Here is a 19,592-nt window from a genome sequence, read left to right as displayed (position 1 = left end):
TTCAACTTTTTTTTAACGGGAGACTCATATGAGCAATAGAGTTGGTTTAGCGAGCAGTTTAAAAGATGGCCAAAAGTACATGGATCTCTGGCCTGTTCGAAAAGAGTTAAACGCTATTTTCCCTGAGCAACGCATTATCAAGGCGACGCGCTTTGGCGTAAAGGTGATGCCAGCAATAGCCGCTATTAGCGTTCTTACGCAAATGGTCTTTAATAATTATCAAGCGATGCCGCAAGCTGTGGTTATGGCTTTGTTCGCTATTAGTTTACCGCTTCAGGGTATGTGGTGGTTAGGCAACCGCTCAAACACGCAACTTCCACCAGCATTAGTATCGTGGTATCGCGAATTACACGAGAAAATTACTGAGACAGGTTTTGCTTTAGAACCAATAAAGCCACGTCCTCGTTATAAAGAATTGGCGATCATTTTAAATCGCGCATTTCGTCAGCTAGATAAGTCCTCTATGGAGCGTTGGTTCTAAAAGAGCAGTTTGTTTCCTCCGTTTGTCTGAGAACGACTTTGTATCAGTAGCTCGTTCTCAGATTCGTTCTCTACTTTAGTTGTTTAGTTACTCCCTTATTCATTTTGTTTCTTACCTTTCAGTTAACCTAATCTGGCCTTTTCTCGCATAACTCGAACTTTGTTGTATTTTTGTTAAATATCACTTCAACTTATCAATAGTTACTGGTAATAATGTCAATAGTGATTATTTTGATGTTGTTCTCTTCGAGCGATTAATAACGAGTAGAGCTTGATGTAGGGAGCGATAATGGGTTCTGTAAGAAAGGTATTGGCAGCGGTTTTAGGCTGTCTGTTGTTGCTGTGGACTGGCAACGTAATGGCGAACGTCGCCAAAGTATCGGTTTCACAAGTTGTTGACCACCCAGATCTGAATGCGACACGTCTAGGGCTTATCGAAGGATTGAGAGCGAAAGGCTATGAAGCAGGTGAAAATTTAGAGTTTTCCTACGAAATGGCCAATGGCAGTCCTGTCCAAGCGGCCAAGATCGCTAGAGAGTTAGTGAGCGAAAATCCCCATGTGTTAGTGGGCATTGCTACCCCGACCTCACAAGCGTTAGTCTCAGCTACTCGTTCAATTCCTATTGTATTTACGGCAGTTACCGATCCAATCGGTGCAAGGCTAGTTAAACAATTGGAAATGCCGGGGCGAAATGTCACCGGTCTTTCTGATTTATCTCCGGTTTCTCAACATGTCTCACTGATTAGAGAGCTTCTTCCTCAGGCAAGCTCTATTGGGGTTGTTTATAATCCTGCAGAAGCAAATGCCGTTGCGTTAGTTGGTTTGTTGAAAGAGGCTGCGAGAGATTTTGGTATTACTCTTTATACTGAAAAAGCGTTGACCATTGATGATGTTGAATCAAAAGCAGGGTTTGTTGCCAAGAAGTCTGATGTTATCTATGCGTTGACCGATAACACGGTTGCAAGTGGTATAGAAGGTCTTATTGAAGCAGCGAATCAAGCGAATACTCCCGTCGTCGCAGGGGCTACTTCTTACGTTGGTAAGGGAGCTATTGCGGGCTTAGGGTTAGATTATTATGACGTAGGTGTCCAAACTGCAGACTATGTAGCGGCGATTCTGAACGGACAAAAACCTGGAAAGTTAAGTGTTAAAACAGCAAAGAGTTCGAAACTGGTCATTAACTTAGACGCGGCTCGCGAACTTGGTGTGACACTGCCGAAGTCCGTCATTGATCGTGCGATAATCAGTCGTTGATAAGGTTAATTATCAATTGTTTGACGGTATTTAAGTGATTGTTGTTAACAGTATTGAATTTGCTTAGATGAACAAAACTCATCGATTCTATATCTGGCTTGCGTTCTACTTTATTCATTTTTAAGCAGTTATCTTACCATTAGTCATATCGTTAATATCAATTTACATCATTTTACATCGAGGGAAATGACAATTAATGCCATAATATTAATGGTATAAATGAAAATAGCTGAGCACTAAGAGCACATTATATGAAAGTAAACAGGCACTTTAGCCTTCGCTTTGTCTTTGGATTCCCTGCCGTGATCGCCATAATGTTGCTAGGTCTAATTGGTAAGAATCATTTTGATGCGGTAAAAAAAGATATCAACGTTGAGTTTCATCGCATTGAAGAGGTGTTCACACGAACGACGAAGGTGGTTACTGCTTTAGATTACAGCTTCTCAAACTACTACAAATCCGGAAATCCACTTTTTCTCGACCATAATAAGCAGGTAGTTAATGGCCTATGTCGCATTTGGCCTATCGACGTCCTGCTTCTCGCAGATGGTAAAACCGGCGATATCCCTTCAGTTGACATCGACTATATGCTGGTTGGTGAAGAGTCGTTGTGCTCTGAAAGCAGCGATAGCTATAAAGGTGCATCAGAGAAGATCGCTTTAGCTCCTATCCTTTCATTTCTATCTCAACTTGATGAATATCATGACGGTGTGCACTTCATTGATGCGAGTGGTTATGTCATTTCATCACCTGAAAATTTTGCCAAAGGATTAAGTAAGGCGCTTCTTTCCACCATCAAAAGTCGACCTTATTGGCAAAAAACTGCTAATAATCCAGAACAACTTACGTTAACTGGGCCTGTGTACCGATTCGATTCACTGGACCGAATTATCAGTATGACTATTCCTGTATTTCACAAAGGCGTCCATCAAGGGATGCTATCTGTCGATATTGATGCGGACAAACTGTTAGAGGCTTCTAATCAGCATTTAGCGGGAAGAGTGAACATTATTGATACGACTCTGGTGGATCCAAGCGATTCTGCAATCTTTTATCGTGAGATTTCCTTAGAAGGCGTCGCGTCACATCATGCGATGTATTACGAGTTAAATCTAGCTAAGGAAATCGAGCATTTCTTTATTTATGAAAAAGATAGCTTAATTGTTGCGATTATCGTTTATCTGTTCTCCGTGACCATTTTCTTTTACGTTAATTCCAATATTGAACGCGGTTACTTTAAAGAGCTTGCTGCCAAAGATCCGATGACAGGGTTATTGAATCGACGTGGTTTAGAAGTGTTTTGGCAAAGCGTAGAGCATGACCAACTATTTGCTCTAACGGTGCTTGATATTGATGATTTTAAGTCAATCAATGACACCTATGGGCATGATAAAGGCGACGATGTGATTCGCTTTATGTCTCGTCAGATAAATAACAGCATTCGAAGCAGTGACGTGGCAGCTAGGTTTGGTGGAGAAGAGTTTGTTGTTTACATGAAAGGCGAGGATCGTGAGACACTGATGAGAACGTTAGAGCGTGTGAAAAATGCGATTTGCGCGACATCAGCCGATGTTATTCCCAATGGATTTACAGTATCAGGTGGTGTCTGTCTCGTTGAAACAGAGCAAAACAAACTTAACTTCGAAGAGATATTTAAATACGCAGATGAAAAGCTGTACGTGGCTAAGACGACAGGTAAAAACCGTCTCGAATTTTAGCCACGCGATTGGACAAGTGTTTTGAGGAGTAAGTAAGCAGTGATGCGTTTTTTGAATAAAACGTGCCTAAAGAATTAATGGAATTGGCAGTGTTGCTCTTGGTAAAGCTGCAGGCGTTCTACTATCGGTGGCGCCTTCTTAAAGGTACGAATTTCTTTAAATAGTTCGTTTGCTTCAGGGTAGCCTTTACTTAAATAAACAAACCACTGCTTCACTCTATTGGGGTAGTACATGCCTTTATCCCCTTTAATTTGAAACTCTGAGTAGCGCAGTAAAAGTTCAATCACTTTATTCCACGGCATTTTAGGGTGGTTGTGTTTAACGACATTACCAAGGTTCGGAATGTTGAAAGCACCACGGCAAACCATCAATGAATCGATTCCTGTTGTTTCAATGCAATCTTGACCATCTTGATAGTTCCAAATTTCTCCATTCGCAATCAACGGTAAAGAGGTCCGCTCTCTTATTTGATTGATGTAATCCCATTTGATTTCGCTGGCTTTGTAGCCGCCAACTTTGGTACGAGCATGTACAGTCAGTTCATCCGCTTTCGCTTGTTCGATAGCGTCGACAATCTCAAAGCACTCATCCGGGTGCTCCCAACCCAAGCGAATTTTAGCTGAAACGGGGATATGCTCAGGCACTGCTTCTCTGCATGCTTTTACTACTTGGTAAATAAGTTCTGGCTCTTTGAGCAATGAAGCCCCACCATTACTTTTGTTTACCGCTTTGGCTGGACAACCGAAGTTTAGATCGATCCCTTTCGCGCCAAGATTTGCTGCTTGAATAGCATTCTCTGCCATCCATTTAGGATGTTGACCCAGTAGCTGAACATGGACAGGCACACCAGACATGGTTTGAGAGCCCTGAAGTAATTCTGGACAAATACGGTGGAAAACATGCGGGGGAAGAAGTTGATCAACGATACGCACAAATTCTGTGACACAGAGATCGTAATCATTGATCTCTGTAAGAATTTCACGCATTAGGTGATCTAGAACGCCCTCCATAGGGCCAAGTATTACTCGCATATTGCTCTACCGAAACTGAGTGTATCGAAAATTAAGAGGCGTGATTGTACGGTTTGATCATAGAGATGTCACTATGCGTGTAGTAGGTGTCGGCATAACGGCTTCAGCGGTTAATAGCGACAGGTTAAGCCTGATAACGTTATAATGGGATAAATGATCTAATAAATAGAGCTTTCATGACATATCAATTATTAAACTTACCTGAATCTACGACTGACATTACTCCTCAATTTATCGAAGGGGCAATTCTTGCTTCTAACCTTGCGACTAAGCCATTAGATCCAGAAGCGTGGCTGGCTGTCATTGCTCCTGAAGCTGGCAAAGAATTGGTTTCAATGGTGACTGAGCAAATTAACCGTCAACATAATCTAATTCAGCGTAATGAATATTTACTGACTGATGTGTTGGCTGATGGCGATTTTAATGAGCAGTTCGCCGATTTCGCTGAAGGTTTTATGATGGTTTGGCCTACTGTGGAAGAGCAATGGCAAACAGTGACGATGGCTGATGGCACTCTGCGTATGTTACAAGCGCTCCTAACAACTCTCATGTTAGCGATTGATGAAGAACAAACTCAGCAGCAAATGATTGCGGCTGGGCTTGAAAACCCACCATCACTTCAAGATTTAGTGGGGCAGGTTGATCTAATGATTTCAGAGGTGGCATTGGCGGCTGATGAAGCTATGTTAGGCAATAAATCGCAGAGCGTGAACCCATTCAAAGGTATTGGTCGCAACGACCCTTGCCCATGTGAAAGTGGCAAAAAGTTTAAGCAGTGCTGTGGCAAAAACAGCTAATCACGGCTTGTTGAGTAACTCAGCTTGAGTGAGTAGTTAACTTCCTTTAAGTGATGAAAAGCTTAAGCGATAAAAAAGTCGACCTTGTAGTCGACTTTTTTGTTCTATTTTAAAGGTCTGTATTAGTCGTTTTTCGATTTGAAAAATTGAGAAATGATAACAAAACCACAAGCAATTAAGTTACCGGCAAAGATAATCACTAGCCATTGAGGCATCGACAGGTCTAAGAGTTGCCAAACGACTTTACTGCAGTCGCCGTAAGCTTCGAACATCCACGGGGCCCATTGGTTTAATGGTGCCCAACTAGGGAAGGTTACGAATAAATCACAGGTAGCGAAAGGAGACGGATTAAACTGGTAGTCAACGTGCTCTAACGCAAGCATTAAACCTTTATAAGCACCAAATCCCCAACCAGCAAGGCCTAGCCAGCGTGATACTGGATTATTAGGAGCAACAGCGCCAATGATTGCCGCGACGCCGATAGCAAGCATAGCAACGCGCTCATAGATACACATTACACAAGGGCCAAGCATCATCACATGCTGAAAGAAGAGAGCGCATGCTTCAAAAAATACAATAAAAGCCAGCAATAAAAGCCAAGATAAACGTCCCTTAGAGAAGTCTTTGAGCATTACAAAAAAATTCACGAATTTAATCCTGTCTATAAAATAAAAAAGCCCTGAATACTCAGAGCTTTTTATCTTGGATAAGTTTCCTAATCAACTAATATTTTTGATTAGTTAGTTATACTTGTTGTGGTTTGTGACACAGTGTTTAGCTTAGTGACCGCCAGAGATAACTGGAGCAATGACTTCACCAGTTCGGTGAATAATCCAACCTGCATCATAAAACCATGTTGTCATTGGTTCAACGAAGAACACAATACCGGCAAGGCCAACCAGTGCCAACACGATAGTATATGGCAGAGCCATGATGACCATGCGGCCATAAGACAGTCGAATTAACGGAGCAAGTGCTGATGTTAATAGGAATAGGAATGCAGCTTGGCCGTTTGGTGTAGCAACCGAAGGTAAGTTAGTACCTGTGTTGATAGCAACAGCAAGTAAGTCAAATTGGTCACGAGTTATGATGCCTTCAACGAGCGCTGTTTTCACTTCGTTGATGTAAACCGTACCTACGAACACGTTATCCGAAACCATCGATAAGATACCGTTGGCTACATAGAAGAGGGCTAACTGTGCGCCTTTATCTTCAACGTGAAGTACTGCATCGATCACTGGCTTAAATAGTGATTGGTCGATGATTACCGCAACTACAGCGAAGAAGACAGCCAGAAGTGCTGTAAATGGTAGCGCTTCTTCAAAGGCTTTACCCATTGAATGCTCTTCGATAACGCCAGTAAATGCCGTTGCTAAAATAATAACTGAAAGGCCGATCAAACCCACTTCAGCGACGTGAAGCGCCAAGCCTACAATAAGCCAAACTGCGATTGCACCTTGAACCCATAGTTTTGCAACGTCTTGCTTGGTACGATTTGCTCGTTCTTTGTTGTCGAACTCAACTAAGATTTGGCGAACGTTATTTGGCAATTTTGCACCGTAGCCGAACACTTTGAATTTCTCTACAAGCGCACAAGTTAGAATACCGCAGACGAATACAGGCAGTGTTACTGGTAGCATACGGATAATAAACTCACCGAATTCCCAACCTGCTTGTTTAGCAATTACTAGGTTTTGCGGTTCGCCTACCATAGTCATTACACCACCTAACGCGGTACCAACACCAGCGTGCATAAGCAGTGAACGTAAGAAAGCGCGGTAGTTTTCTAAATCATCACGTGTTAGTTCGGAGATCTCTTCATCATGAGTATGATCGTGCGCAGACGTTGTGCCTTTACCTGATGCTACTTTGTGGTAGATAGAGTAGAAGCCAACTGCAACGCTAATAACGACCGCGATTACTGTCAGTGCATCTAGGAAGGCAGACAAGAAAGCAGCGGCAACACAAAACGCAATAGAGAGTAAAACTTTGGACTGGATGCCGAGCAGTATCTTCGTGAAAATGAACAGAAGCAGTTCTTTCATGAAGTAGATACCAGCAACCATGAACACCAATAAGAGTAATACAGGAAGGTTTGCTTGTAGCTCGTGATAAACCATTTCAGGCTTGGTCATACCAATGGCGATGGCTTGAATTGCTAATAAACCACCAGGTTGAAGAGGGTAGCATTTTAGCGCCATAGCTAGCGTGAAAATAAACTCAACCACCAATAGCCAGCCCGCAACAAATGGGTCAACTAGGAAGAAAACAAACGGGTTGATGATTAAAAAGGAAATGATGGCAAGTTTATACCAATCAGGAGCCTTACCAAGGAAGTTCTTGATAAAAGCGTTTCCGAGAGACATCGGCATGTTAATACTCTTTTATGTTGATTATGAATAGACAAGCAATACAACATTTGAGAATCGAGTTATGTATTTGTTAAAACACATAACTAACAGTGACTTAGAAAAACTACATTCCATGTAATGTTCTGTGGTCTTGCCAAGTCACTCCCTTAGAAACTCAAGCACTGCTAATTTTTGAGCGCAACTCTACTCTTAGATAACATTTAGTCAACAGGAAAAGCCCTGCTGCACTAAAAATACCCCTTTTTTATCGAGAAACGCGATCAAAGTAGCGCAAGCATACCACTTAAAATGTGATAAAAACCGACTAGAATCAATATTTGAGCGAAATGATTGAAATTTACATGATAGAAGCGGTTTATATATGATTATTACAACTTAACATTGCAATTTAGTGGTTTTAAAAATATGACCAACATCATTGATTTAAAAGGAAATTTGTTGTGTTAATAATTTGTTGAAATGGTGGTTTGTAGTTGCTTGCTTTCTAAAGCTAAGTTGCAAACGTGTGCTGAACTTTAGAGTTTTAACTCTACTCGTGTTTTGGGGGAGTAAAACTTTTGAGGGTGTTTCCGCTAGGTGTGACTAGTGGTATGATGAGTAAATTAAAACAGAATAATTAAATTGGATTGAAGTGTAGATGGTCATTAAGGCGAAGAGCCCGGCAGGATTTGCAGAGAAGTATATTATTGAAAGTATTTGGAATGGCCGTTTCCCTCCAGGTTCTATCTTGCCAGCAGAGCGTGAGCTTTCCGAGCTGATTGGCGTTACACGGACTACGCTTCGTGAAGTACTTCAGCGTCTTGCACGTGATGGTTGGTTGACAATCCAACATGGCAAGCCAACGAAAGTTAATCAGTTTATGGAAACCTCAGGTCTTCATATTCTCGATACATTGATGACGTTGGACGTGGATAATGCAAGTAAGATGGTAGAAGACTTGCTTGCTGCTCGAACGAATATCAGCCCTATCTTTATGCGTTACGCATTCAAATCAAATAAAGAAGCTTCAGAGCGTACGATCAGTAATGTGATTGAATCTTGCGAAGCGCTACTTGCGGCACCAACGTGGGACGAGTTTTTAGAGTCTTCACCTTATGCTGATAAGATCAAACAATCAGTGAAAGAAGATGTAGAAAAAGATGAAGCGAAACGTCAGACGATACTAATCGCGAAGACTTTTAACTTTTATGACTACATGCTTTTCCAACGCCTGGCATTCCATTCAGGCAACCAAATCTATGGCCTGATTTTTAATGGTGTGCGTAAATTGTATGACCGAATTGGCAGTTACTACTTCTCTAACCCAGAAGCTCGACGCTTGGCGATGGACTTCTATAAAGAGTTGTTCATTATCTGCGAGAGCGGCCAACGTGAAAACTTGCCATTAGTGATTCGTAACTACGGCATCGCAAGTGCACAAGTTTGGAATGAAATGAAAACGACATTACCAACGAACTTCACTGAAGACGACAGCTAAGCCATAGGTTTACTATTGTTGTTCCTGTTTAGTCGGTGACGTAAAGAAAACGAAAAAGCGGCGAGATAATCAAATTATCTCGCCGCTTTTTATTCATCGATAGTTGGTGAAAACTTATCAATAGGCAGTAACTTACCCTGAAAACTCTTCTGAGTCTGGACGGTTAGTAAATTGCACGCCATTTAGAAAATCGCAAAGTAGTTGGTCTTCACATACTTTGTAGTTCTTGTTCTCTGGCTTGCGGAAGTAAGCGCCGATTTCGTATTTGCTTAAGCTAATGCCAACTACTTCTAGTACGTCCAAAACATCTTCTGCTTTCATGTTTAATGCGATACGAAGCTTCATGAAGATCATGTTGTTCGTCAGTGCAACTTCAGGTTTAGGTTGCTCGCCTTCTTTCTTGCCACGCTTAAGGTTGATGAAACCATTTAGGAGTACCGCTAACTCTTTATCTTTCATCTTAGAGCATGACTTGTCGTTGTCGTCTTTTAGCCAGTTAATCACTTGGTCATGAGCAACGGTCACATCAGCTTGTTCGATAGCTTTGATGATTTGTGCATTTTTAAGGTTTAGTGCGTGTTGAATACGACGCAAGATTTCGTTGTTAGTCACTGGGGATTCCTAAAAATGGTTTTAGAGTAAAGAGGTGTTTATCGTCGACAAACTAATTTCTACTCTACATAGCATAGTTGACGGCGACTCTAACAGAGAACGCTTATTTTCGGTAGATATAAAAAATCCCCAATGCTGATTAACTCTTTCAAGTTAAAAATGCATTAGGGATTTAGTGATGAGTGCTTGTTATCTGACTGAAGCCAGAATTACATTACACGCATACCAGGTTGAGCACCTTCGTGTGGTTCAAGGATCCACAGGTCGCTGCCGCCAGGGCCAGCTGCCAGGATCATGCCTTCAGACATACCAAACTTCATCTTACGAGGTTTTAGGTTAGCTACCATTACGGTTAGCTTGCCTTCTAGCTCTTCAGGTTTGTATGCTGATTTGATGCCAGAGAATACTTGGCGAGTCTCACCACCGATGTCCAGTTGGAACTTTAGTAGTTTGTTCGCTTTTGGTACTTCTTCACAAGAGATGATACGAGCAATACGCATGTCTACTGCAGCAAAGGCATCGAACTCAATCTCGTCTGCGATTGGCTCTTTGTCTAGCTCAGTTTGGCTTGCTTGTTCTTTTTCAGCTTCTGCTTTTTCTTTCGCTGCTGCCTCTGTGGCTGCATCTTCTTTAGAAGACTCAACCATTGCTTCCACTTTCTTAGGATCAATGCGGTTGAATAGCGCTTTGAACTTAGTGATCTCGTGATCAGTTAGCGGAGTCGCAATCGCTTCCCACGTTAGCTCTTCGTTTAGGAAAGCCTCAGTGCGAGCTGCAAGCTCTGGCATTACTGGTTTCAGGTAAGCCATTAGTACGCGGAATAGGTTAATACCAACAGAAGAAACTTCTTGAAGCTCTTTCTCTTTACCTTCTTCTTTTGCAAGAACCCAAGGTGCTTTCTCATCGATGTACTGGTTAGCTTTATCCGCTAGTGCAGTGATTTCACGGATAGCACGGCTGAACTCACGAGTTTCGTATAGCTCGCCGATACGCTCAGCAGCAGCAACGAATTCGTTGTATAGCTCAGGTTCTGAAAATTCAGCAGCTAGCTTGCCTTCAAAACGTTTAGTGATGAAGCCAGCGTTACGAGAAGCTAGGTTAACAATCTTGTTTACTACATCAGCGTTTACACGTTGAGTGAAGTCTTCAAGGTTAAGGTCTAAATCATCGATACGGCTGTTTAGCTTAGCTGCGTAGTAGTAACGCAGACACTCAGGGTCTAGGTGGTTTAGGTACGTGCTTGCTTTGATGAATGTGCCTTTCGACTTAGACATCTTTGCACCGTTCACTGTTACGTAGCCGTGCACGAATACGTTGTTTGGCTTACGGAAGCCTGCGCCGTCTAACATTGCTGGCCAGAATAGGCTGTGGAAGTAAACGATGTCTTTACCGATGAAGTGGTAAAGCTCAGTTGTGCTGTCTTTCTTCCAGTATTCATCGAAGTTTAGATCGTCACGCTTGTCACATAGGTTCTTGAAAGAAGCCATGTAGCCAACAGGTGCGTCTAGCCATACGTAGAAGAACTTGTCTTTTTCACCTGGGATTTCAAAGCCAAAGTAAGGTGCATCACGTGAGATATCCCACTGTTGCAGACCAGACTCAAACCATTCCTGCATTTTGTTTGCAGTTTCATTCTGTAGAGAGCCAGAACGAGTCCATTCTTTAAGCATACTTTCGAACTGAGGTAGGTCGAAGAAGAAGTGCTCAGAGTCTTTCATTACTGGAGTTGCGCCAGAAACCGCTGATTTAGGGTTAATCAGTTCAGTTGGGCTATATGTCTCACCACAGTTATCACAGTTATCACCATACTGGTCTTCTGATTTACACTTAGGGCAAGTACCTTTTACGAAGCGGTCTGGTAGAAACATCTCTTTCTCAGGGTCGAAAAGCTGAGAAATAGTACGGCTAGAAATGAAGCCGTTCTTTTTAAGTTCTAGGTAGATGTGAGAAGCCAGTTCACGGTTCTCTTCGCTGTGTGTGCTGTGGTAGTTATCAAAGCTGATATCAAAGCCAGCGAAGTCTTTTTGGTGCTCTTCACTAACAGCAGCGATCATCTCTTCTGGTGTGATACCCATCTGTTGAGCTTTAAGCATAATTGGCGTGCCGTGAGCATCGTCAGCACAGATGAAGTTTACAGTGTTGCCACGTAGACGCTGGTATCGAACCCAGATATCAGCTTGGATATGCTCAAGCATATGACCAAGGTGAATAGAGCCGTTAGCGTACGGAAGCGCACAAGTTACCAAAAGTTGTCTTGGATCAGTTGCCATACTTAATAATTCGCTTTTTTGATAGGTATAAATTTTGAGAGGTAATACTACTTTATAACGTGTGATACGCCAAGGTATCAGACAAAGGATTCCCCTAGTTTTTTAGGGGTTCAGTCTTTATCTCGTGGGTGATAGCATAAATAAAAAAGGAGCCTCAATGCGTAACTTTACTTCTAAGCAAGATTTCTGTTCATGGTTGAATGAGTTCGAATCACCAATCCTCATTCCTGAGTGGGCGCAACACCAAAATATTGTATCGGTTGATCCGCGTGGATCATTTGTTATTACTTTACCTTTTGCTGCGAATCAACTGGCTGCTGATCTTAAATACTGGATTAACGCTCAGATCGAACAGCAACTTGTCAGCGCTTTTCAATTCGAAGTGAATGTGAAGCCATCAGCGCTTGAAACTACCGTTGCTACACCATTGAAAGGCGTTAAGAACATTATCGCGGTAACGTCTGCCAAGGGGGGAGTGGGTAAATCAACAACTTCGGTAAACCTTGCGCTCGCGTTATCTAAGTCAGGTTCAAAAGTCGGTTTGCTGGATGCAGATATCTATGGCCCGTCAGTGCCTATGATGCTTGGCCAATTAGACGCAAGACCACAAGTACAGAATAATAAATGGATGATGCCAATTGAGGCGCATGGCATTTTTACACATTCTATTGGGTATCTTGTGTCGAAAGACGATGCGGCAATCTGGCGTGGCCCTATGGCAGCTAAAGCTTTAGGCCAACTTGTTAACGAAACCGTATGGCCAGAGTTGGATTACCTTGTTATCGATATGCCACCGGGCACGGGTGATATTCAGCTAACGTTGTCGCAGCAGATCCCAGTAACGGGCGCGGTAGTCGTGACGACTCCTCAAGATTTGGCTTTAGCCGATGCACGTAAAGGTGTAGCGATGTTCGATAAAGTGAACGTACCTGTGGCGGGTCTCGTCGAAAACATGAGCTACCATATTTGTAGTCATTGTGGTGAGAAAGAGCATATCTTTGGCGCTGGTGGCGCAGAGGCTATGTCTGAAGAATTTTTCCTCGATATCTTGGCGCAAATTCCACTGCATATTGATGTACGAGAAGACATTGATGCTGGCTGCCCAACGGTAATACGTCGCCCTGACAGCGAACATACTCGTCATTATCTAGAGCTTGCTGAAAATGTTGCTGCGAAGATGTTTTGGACGGGAAAAGCGAGACCGGAAGCAATTAACTTCTCTATGGTTGAATAAAGTTGGCCACTCTCAATGTCTTGTAAATAATGGTTGGTAAGATAAATGGCTTTTTGGGTTTAGGAAATAGCCATTGGGGTTGTGCAAATAGTTGTAGGTAAGTTATTTGAAAGCAAACGATTGTATTCATTAAATGCATTGATATCATCAATTTGACTGCAATTAGCTAAAATGGCGACTAGAATCTATGTTGTTTAGCCCCTATAATCAGGCGGTTTATCTCTTCCCACCACCAAACCATATCGGGTGCAAAATTAATGTCTGATAATAATCAATGTGTCATCGTAGGTATCGCTGGCGCTTCAGCTTCAGGAAAAAGTCTGATTGCTAGTACAATTTATAATGAATTGCGCGAAAAAGTAGGCGACCATCAAATTGGTGTTATCACGGAAGATTGCTATTACAGCGACCAAAGCCACTTGAGTATGGAAGAGCGTGTTAAAACTAACTACGATCACCCAAATGCACTAGATCATGATCTTTTATGTGAACATCTACAGCAGCTAATGAGTGGTAATGCAGTAGAAGTTCCGGAATACAGTTACACAGAGCATACACGCACTTCTGAAACGACTACACTTACCCCTAAGAAAGTGATCATTTTAGAAGGTATTCTGCTTCTAACTGACCCGCGTCTCCGTAAACTAATGCACGCAAGCGTGTTTATGGATACGCCATTAGACATCTGTCTACTACGTCGTGTTAAACGTGATGTAGAAGAGCGTGGTCGTACAATGGACACGGTACTTAAGCAATATCAAGAAACAGTGCGCCCAATGTTTATGCAGTTTATCGAGCCTTCAAAACAACACGCAGACATCATCGTTCCTCGTGGTGGTAAAAACCGTATTGCGATTGATGTGTTAAAAGCGCACATTGCGAAGTTGTTGAAGTCTTAATCGAATAAAATTTTGCCTAAGTGACTCACTTAGCTTTATTTTTTACCGAATCAGTGGCACTTTTATAGTGCCACTTTCTTTTGGAATCTAAGCAAGGAATATGCGGATGAAGAAACTACTCATTTTCATAGCTGTACCAGTGTTTGTTGTTATTGCAGCAATTCTGGCACTAGTGCTGTTAGTGAATCCCAACCAATTTAAGCCATTAATTGTCGAACAAGCCCAAAAACACACCGGCCTAGAGCTCGTGATCGAGGGTGATATCAGCTGGCAATTCTTCCCATCTATTGGCTTTGCTCTTGGTCAAACTGAATTACGTAACCCTGAAGGATTTACCCAACCTAACCTATTTAAGGTTGATAACGTTGGTGTTGATGTGTCGGTTACTCCGCTATTTAGCAACCAACTAGAAATCGGCAACGTGACTCTGGATGGTGCAGAATTCTATTTAGAAACCCTTAAAGATGGTCGTAAGAACATCGATGCGTTAACGCAGGCATCAGCGTCTCAAGAGCCTGAGTCTGTTGCAGATACCCGTTCTGAATCCGCGCCAGCGACCGAAGAACAAGGTACGACAGAAGTATCAGGTTGGACGATAAACCTTGCGGGCGTTACTGTCTCAAACGCATTGTTTGAAATGGACGACAAGCAAGCCGGCTCATTCACTAAGTTATACGATGTGTCTTTAAACTTGTCTGAATTTGCGGTTGATACGTGGACCACTGCGACCTTTGCTGCCTCTGGTGAAAACAATCAGCAGAAGTTCTCTGCAGAAGGTAGTGCTGAGTTTAAATTAGCGGAAGGTTTTGCAAGTTACGCACTTCGCAATATTGACCTAAACGCTAAGTTCAATGATCCTGCGACGTCGATTGAATCTGCAAAAATTGGTTTGAACACGTTTGAGTTCGATAAGGTAAACCAACTTACTTATGCTGTAGTTGGTAACGCCGCAGGCCTTGACCTTGATCTTAAAGGTGGTGGTGAACTAACGGTAGATAGTGCGATTTCAAAAGTCACATTGAATAAGCTGACGTTAGATTCAACACTCAAAGGCGATGCGCTTCCACAATCACCAATGAAAGTGGATATGTTGTCTGACCTAAGCTTTGATCTTAATAAGAGCCACTTGAGCTTTGTGCTAGAGAAGTTGCAAGCAAATGCTATCGAGCTAGACGGTAAAGCAGACGTCACCTTATCTGAAATACCAAAGGTTCGTTTCTCTCTCCATAGTCCAAATATCGATTTAGATGAGTTCTTAGGTTTGGGTAAGACAACAGAAACAGCGAGCACAGCGCCTTCTGATTCTGCTGGTGGCTCAACGTCAAATTCTGATAGTTCAGCTCCTACTAAAGAAGTAGAACCTGATCTTTCGGCTCTGAAAACGTTAGACGTGAAAGGTGACATCACGATTGATAAGTTCAAAGCGAACAACGCGAAGATGCAGAATGTTAAAACAGCATTTTCTGTTAATCGTGGTATCGCGGAGCTAACCTCATTTACATCGAATCTCTACGATGGGTCTATCTCTGCAACAGCTAGATTAGATGCACGTAATACACCGGCGACTTACACCGCTAAGAAGAAAATCAAAGGTGTGAAAGTTCAGCCGTTACTGGTTGATGTCGCTGAAAACGATATGCTAGAAGGTACTGGTAATATCGATGTTGACGTCAAAGGTAAAAGCTTGACACCAACAGGGATTAAACAGAACTTAGTCGGTACGATTGCGATTAATTTCGAAGATGGTGCGGTTAACGGTATTAATGTCGCTCAGCTGATTCGAGAAAACTACGCCAAGATCAAGGGTGAGAAGGTCGAAAAAGTTGATGGCGCACAGAAGACTGATTTCAGTGCAATGAAAGCGACACTCAAAGTGGATAAAGGCTGGGTTTCAACGAATGACTTGTCAGCTCAATCACCGCTTTTAAGAGTGACGGGCCAAGGTAAGGCAAACTTCATCAATGAGACAGTCGATTTCCTTGTGAGAACATCGATAGTTGGGTCTTTAGAAGGTCAGGGTGGTAAGAGTATCGATGACCTGAAAGATGTCACTATCCCAATCAAGGTCACTGGCCAGTGGGCAGAACCGAAATTTGCGCTTGTTTTTGATGATGTGTTGAAGCAAAAAGCGCAGAAAGAGATTGACCGTGGTGTGAATAAGCTAACGGATAAGATCAAAGACGAAAAAACGAAAGAAGCGGTTGATGGTTTATTGAAAGGCTTCTTTAACTAATCTCTGCTCGCTTGAACTAGCATAGAAAAAAGCGCCATTCCTTATTGCAGGGAATGGCGCTTTTGTTTGGGTGCTTATGATACTTTCGAGAGATTCTCTATGACACTCGTCCCTCGTTCTAGGGAATGACGATCGGTGCTCATCCTTTATTTAGGGGAGTAACACTGAAGAGTCGTCATCCTCGAGAGGGAAGAATGACCGAGTCGGGGATCTCTAATTGAACGGGATTACCAATCCACACCTTGCAGAGCTTTAACGCCAGATTCGAAAGCGTGCTTCACGTTACGAACTTCAGATACCGTATCAGCCATGTCAGTCAACGTTCGATGCGCACCACGTCCAGTAATAATTACTGATTGCATTTTCGGGCGATTATTTAGAGCTTCTACTACTTCGTCCAATTCGATGTAGCCATAACTCACCATGTACGTCAGCTCATCAAATAAAACTACATCAATCGACTCGTCGGTTAGCATACGTTGACACTCTTTCCATACGCGCTGCGCAGCTTCGATATCTTGAGCCTTGTTTTGGGTTTCCCAAGTAAAGCCGGTTCCCATCACTTGGAACTCTACATCCAGCTTTTGAAGAACGTTTTTTTCGCCATTATCCCAAGTGCCTTTAACAAATTGAGCAACGGCACATTTCTTACCATGGCCTACAGCTCGAGTGATGGTACCGAAACCTGATGTTGATTTACCTTTACCGTTACCAGTAATAACCAACAATAAGCCTTTCACTTCTTGTGCTGCAGCCACTCGTGCATCGACTTGTTCTTTTACTTTCTGTTGTCTTGCCTTATGGCGTTGTTCTTTGTTGTCTTCGGTCGACATAACAAATCCTTTTAAGTTGTGATTGCGTCTATCATAGCCTAACTTAACGATAGCAAAAACCATCGGAAGAACAGGTGATTACGGATGAAAAAGATACTCGTTGTTTGCATGGGGAATATTTGTCGTTCGCCAACAGGTGAAGCGGTGCTTCGAAAGAAAGCTCAGCAGATAGGGATTGATGTTGTGGTCGACTCTGCGGGTACAATTGGATTCCACCAAGGCAATCCACCGGATTCACGCTCAAAGTCGGCAGGAGAGAAGAGAGGGTACAGTTTTAAGGGAATAACCTCCCGCAAAGTAGTTATGAATGACTTTGAAGAGTTTGACCTGATACTTGCAGCAGATAGAGCTAATTTGGAAGACTTAATGAGCCAGTGTCCAGTTCACCTCCAATACAAGCTCGCGCTGTTTTTGAGTTTTGGAGAGTCACAGTATCAAGAAATTCCCGATCCTTATTATGGTGAGGGGAATGGCTTTGAATTAGTGTTGGATTTAATCGAAGAGTCGAGTGATGCAATATTAAATTCGATTTAACGTCGAAGTGATGTTCGGTCTTTGAGCAAAAAAGAACAAGATCAACACGATCAAGAATATCAAGAATTATAGATATAAAAAGGCCGACATCGAATGTCGGCCTTTCTAAATCTAATTTAAGCGATAGCTAAGATTACTTAGACATTACTTTGTAGATAGGGTCTTCTGCAACGTTCGCTTCAACTAAGCTCCCGGCTTTGTGCAGCATAGCGACACAGTCTTTGCTTAAGTGGCGAAGGTGAAGAGTTTTGCCTAATGCTGCGTAACGGTCAGCAATCGTGTCGATTGCTTCAATCGCTGAGTGGTCAGTAACGCGTGAGTTTGCAAAATCAACGATGACATCTTGTGGATCGTTGTATGCGTCAAACAACTCTAGGAAGTTAGCCGTTGAACCAAAGAAGATTGGGCCGTTAACTTTGTACTCTTTTGAGCCTTCTGCGTTTACTGAGGTGTCTGCGTAGATGTGTTTAGCATGTTGCCAAGCGAACATTAACGCTGAAGCTACAACACCAACACCAACGGCTACCGCAAGGTCAGTTAACACCGTTACTACTGTTACAAGAATGATAACGAAGAAGTCTTGCTTAGGTACACGACGCGCCAGCTTGAAGGTAGCCCATTCAAACGTGCCGATAACAACCATGAACATTACACCCACTAGTGCCGCTAGAGGAATCATCTCGATAAGCGCGGAGCCAAACAGGATGAACATCAGAAGTGCAACTGCAGCTACGATACCTGAAAGACGACCACGACCACCTGAGTTTACGTTGATCATCGATTGGCCGATCATCGCACAACCACCCATCGCGCCAAATACTGAACACGTTACGTTAGCCATACCTTGACCTACACATTCACGGTTAGATTGACCACGAGTGTTTGTCATTTCGTCTAGTACCGTTAGTGTTAGTAGAGACTCAATCAAGCCGATAGCCGCAAGGATAATGGCGTATGGCAGAATGATTTGCAGTGTTTCAAATGAAAATGGAACCGCAGGAATCGAGAACGTTGGTAGAGAACCTGCTAGTGTCGCTGCTTCATCACCAGACATAGTACGTAGGAAGTCGACAACAGTACGAGTTTCAAGATCAAGACCAACAACCAAAGCTGTTACCGTAACAATAGCAACCAATGAAGAAGGCACTGCTGTTGTGAGTTTAGGTAGGAAGTGGATGATACCCATAGTCAGTGCTACTAGGCCTAACATCAGAGTCATTTGACCGCTTGGTAACCAAGTTAATGCTCCCGTTACATCAGGCGCTTTAAATTGGCCAAGCTGTGCCAAGAAGATAACGATCGCTAAACCGTTCACGAAACCAATCATTACTGGGTGCGGAACGATACGGATAAATTTACCTAGCTTAAATACACCAGCTGCAATTTGCAGAAGACCGGCTAACATTACGGCTGCAAATAGGTATTGAACACCATGGGTTGCCACTAGGCTTACCATTACTACAGCCATTGCGCCAGTTGCACCAGATATCATACCTGGACGACCGCCAAAGACAGAAGTGATTAAACCTACGATGAATGCTGCGTAAAGACCAACCATTGGGTCAACGCCAGCAACAAAAGCGAATGCTACGGCTTCAGGTACCAGAGCTAGGGCTACTGTAAGACCTGAAAGCACGTCATTCTTTACAGAGTGCTTTGAAAATTGTGGGAATTCGAACATGTTTGCTCAGCTATGCTAAAAATGGATTTACCGACACGAGTGTATTGCGTAGCCAAACAGTGATGGAAAAGAGCGGCAATAGCGAAGTGTCGAAAAGATAAGTGCGCGAATGCTACCCAAAAATGTGATTAAGTTCAAGGTTGAACCCCACTTTGAGTAATATATC

The 19,592-nt window shown here is 42.8% G+C and carries 16 protein-coding genes; 9 read left to right on the top strand and 7 right to left on the bottom strand.

Annotated elements, in window-relative coordinates:
- Positions 1–28 precede the first annotated feature (28 nt).
- From yfbV to ACFI6G_RS14980, 3 genes are all read left to right on the top strand, one after another.
- Complete coding sequence (gene yfbV / locus ACFI6G_RS14990) at positions 29–481, top strand: terminus macrodomain insulation protein YfbV (protein ID WP_010437216.1); 453 nt, start codon at positions 29–31, stop codon at positions 479–481.
- Between the two features lie 288 nt (positions 482–769).
- Positions 770–1,735, top strand: coding sequence for an ABC transporter substrate binding protein (locus ACFI6G_RS14985; RefSeq protein ID WP_462710343.1), 966 nt, complete (start codon positions 770–772; stop codon positions 1,733–1,735).
- A 251-nt stretch (positions 1,736–1,986) separates the two neighbouring features.
- Positions 1,987–3,453, top strand: a complete 1,467-nt coding sequence (locus ACFI6G_RS14980) for a sensor domain-containing diguanylate cyclase (protein ID WP_010437221.1) — start codon at positions 1,987–1,989, stop codon at positions 3,451–3,453.
- A gap of 74 nt (positions 3,454–3,527) precedes the next feature.
- Here the strand turns inward: ACFI6G_RS14980 and dusC are convergent, their stop codons facing one another.
- Positions 3,528–4,484 carry a tRNA dihydrouridine(16) synthase DusC gene (gene dusC / locus ACFI6G_RS14975; protein WP_080572729.1) on the bottom strand — a complete coding sequence of 319 codons (957 nt, stop codon included), beginning with the start codon at positions 4,482–4,484 and terminating at the stop codon, positions 3,528–3,530.
- Between the two features lie 176 nt (positions 4,485–4,660).
- Here dusC and ACFI6G_RS14970 point away from each other — a divergent pair, with 176 nt between their 5' ends.
- Positions 4,661–5,281, top strand: a complete 621-nt coding sequence (locus tag ACFI6G_RS14970; protein WP_010437227.1) for a YecA/YgfB family protein — start codon at positions 4,661–4,663, stop codon at positions 5,279–5,281.
- Between the two features lie 122 nt (positions 5,282–5,403).
- Here the strand turns inward: ACFI6G_RS14970 and dsbB are convergent, their stop codons facing one another.
- Together dsbB and nhaB are read right to left on the bottom strand one after the other, a co-directional pair.
- Positions 5,404–5,913, bottom strand: coding sequence for a disulfide bond formation protein DsbB (gene dsbB, locus ACFI6G_RS14965; RefSeq protein ID WP_016767669.1), 510 nt, complete (start codon positions 5,911–5,913; stop codon positions 5,404–5,406).
- A gap of 147 nt (positions 5,914–6,060) precedes the next feature.
- Positions 6,061–7,653 carry a Na(+)/H(+) antiporter NhaB gene (gene nhaB, locus ACFI6G_RS14960; protein ID WP_462710342.1) on the bottom strand — a complete coding sequence of 531 codons (1,593 nt, stop codon included), beginning with the start codon at positions 7,651–7,653 and terminating at the stop codon, positions 6,061–6,063.
- 637 nt (positions 7,654–8,290) lie between these two features.
- On the opposite strand from nhaB, the gene fadR reads away from it, so the two are divergent.
- Entirely contained in the window at positions 8,291–9,130 is an 840-nt protein-coding gene (gene fadR / locus ACFI6G_RS14955) for a fatty acid metabolism transcriptional regulator FadR (protein ID WP_010437230.1), read from the top strand.
- Between the two features lie 132 nt (positions 9,131–9,262).
- Here the strand turns inward: fadR and ACFI6G_RS14950 are convergent, their stop codons facing one another.
- Together ACFI6G_RS14950 and metG are read right to left on the bottom strand one after the other, a co-directional pair.
- Positions 9,263–9,742: a YehS family protein gene (locus ACFI6G_RS14950; RefSeq protein ID WP_102397757.1), complete on the bottom strand. Its 480-nt coding sequence runs from the start codon at positions 9,740–9,742 to the stop codon at positions 9,263–9,265.
- Positions 9,743–9,951: 209 nt separating this feature from the next.
- Positions 9,952–12,012: a methionine--tRNA ligase gene (gene metG, locus ACFI6G_RS14945; RefSeq protein WP_010437233.1), complete on the bottom strand. Its 2,061-nt coding sequence runs from the start codon at positions 12,010–12,012 to the stop codon at positions 9,952–9,954.
- 157 nt (positions 12,013–12,169) lie between these two features.
- Between metG and apbC the strand changes: the two genes are divergently transcribed.
- The 3 genes from apbC (at position 12,170) to ACFI6G_RS14930 (ending at position 16,378) form a co-directional block, all read left to right on the top strand.
- Positions 12,170–13,246: an iron-sulfur cluster carrier protein ApbC gene (apbC, locus tag ACFI6G_RS14940; protein WP_016787172.1), complete on the top strand. Its 1,077-nt coding sequence runs from the start codon at positions 12,170–12,172 to the stop codon at positions 13,244–13,246.
- Between the two features lie 257 nt (positions 13,247–13,503).
- Positions 13,504–14,145, top strand: coding sequence for a uridine kinase (udk, locus tag ACFI6G_RS14935; RefSeq protein WP_004734002.1), 642 nt, complete (start codon positions 13,504–13,506; stop codon positions 14,143–14,145).
- Positions 14,146–14,251: 106 nt separating this feature from the next.
- Positions 14,252–16,378 carry an AsmA family protein gene (locus tag ACFI6G_RS14930; protein WP_010437240.1) on the top strand — a complete coding sequence of 709 codons (2,127 nt, stop codon included), beginning with the start codon at positions 14,252–14,254 and terminating at the stop codon, positions 16,376–16,378.
- Positions 16,379–16,605: 227 nt separating this feature from the next.
- Here the strand turns inward: ACFI6G_RS14930 and cobO are convergent, their stop codons facing one another.
- A complete protein-coding gene (gene cobO / locus ACFI6G_RS14925; protein WP_010437241.1) occupies positions 16,606–17,211 on the bottom strand; it encodes a cob(I)yrinic acid a,c-diamide adenosyltransferase in 606 nt (201 codons plus the stop codon).
- A gap of 84 nt (positions 17,212–17,295) precedes the next feature.
- Here cobO and ACFI6G_RS14920 point away from each other — a divergent pair, with 84 nt between their 5' ends.
- Positions 17,296–17,745 (top strand): low molecular weight protein-tyrosine-phosphatase, encoded by a 450-nt coding sequence (locus ACFI6G_RS14920; RefSeq protein ID WP_016767663.1) that lies wholly within the window; start codon positions 17,296–17,298, stop codon positions 17,743–17,745.
- A gap of 133 nt (positions 17,746–17,878) precedes the next feature.
- Here ACFI6G_RS14920 and ACFI6G_RS14915 read toward each other — a convergent pair whose 3' ends face one another.
- Positions 17,879–19,426, bottom strand: a complete 1,548-nt coding sequence (locus ACFI6G_RS14915; RefSeq protein WP_010437243.1) for a SulP family inorganic anion transporter — start codon at positions 19,424–19,426, stop codon at positions 17,879–17,881.
- Positions 19,427–19,592: the final 166 nt, after the last annotated feature.

The organism is Vibrio sp. PSi01 (assembly GCF_054960695.1).
The sequence above is the reverse complement of the archived record's forward strand: the minus strand, read 5'-3'. Positions and strand labels throughout refer to the sequence as shown.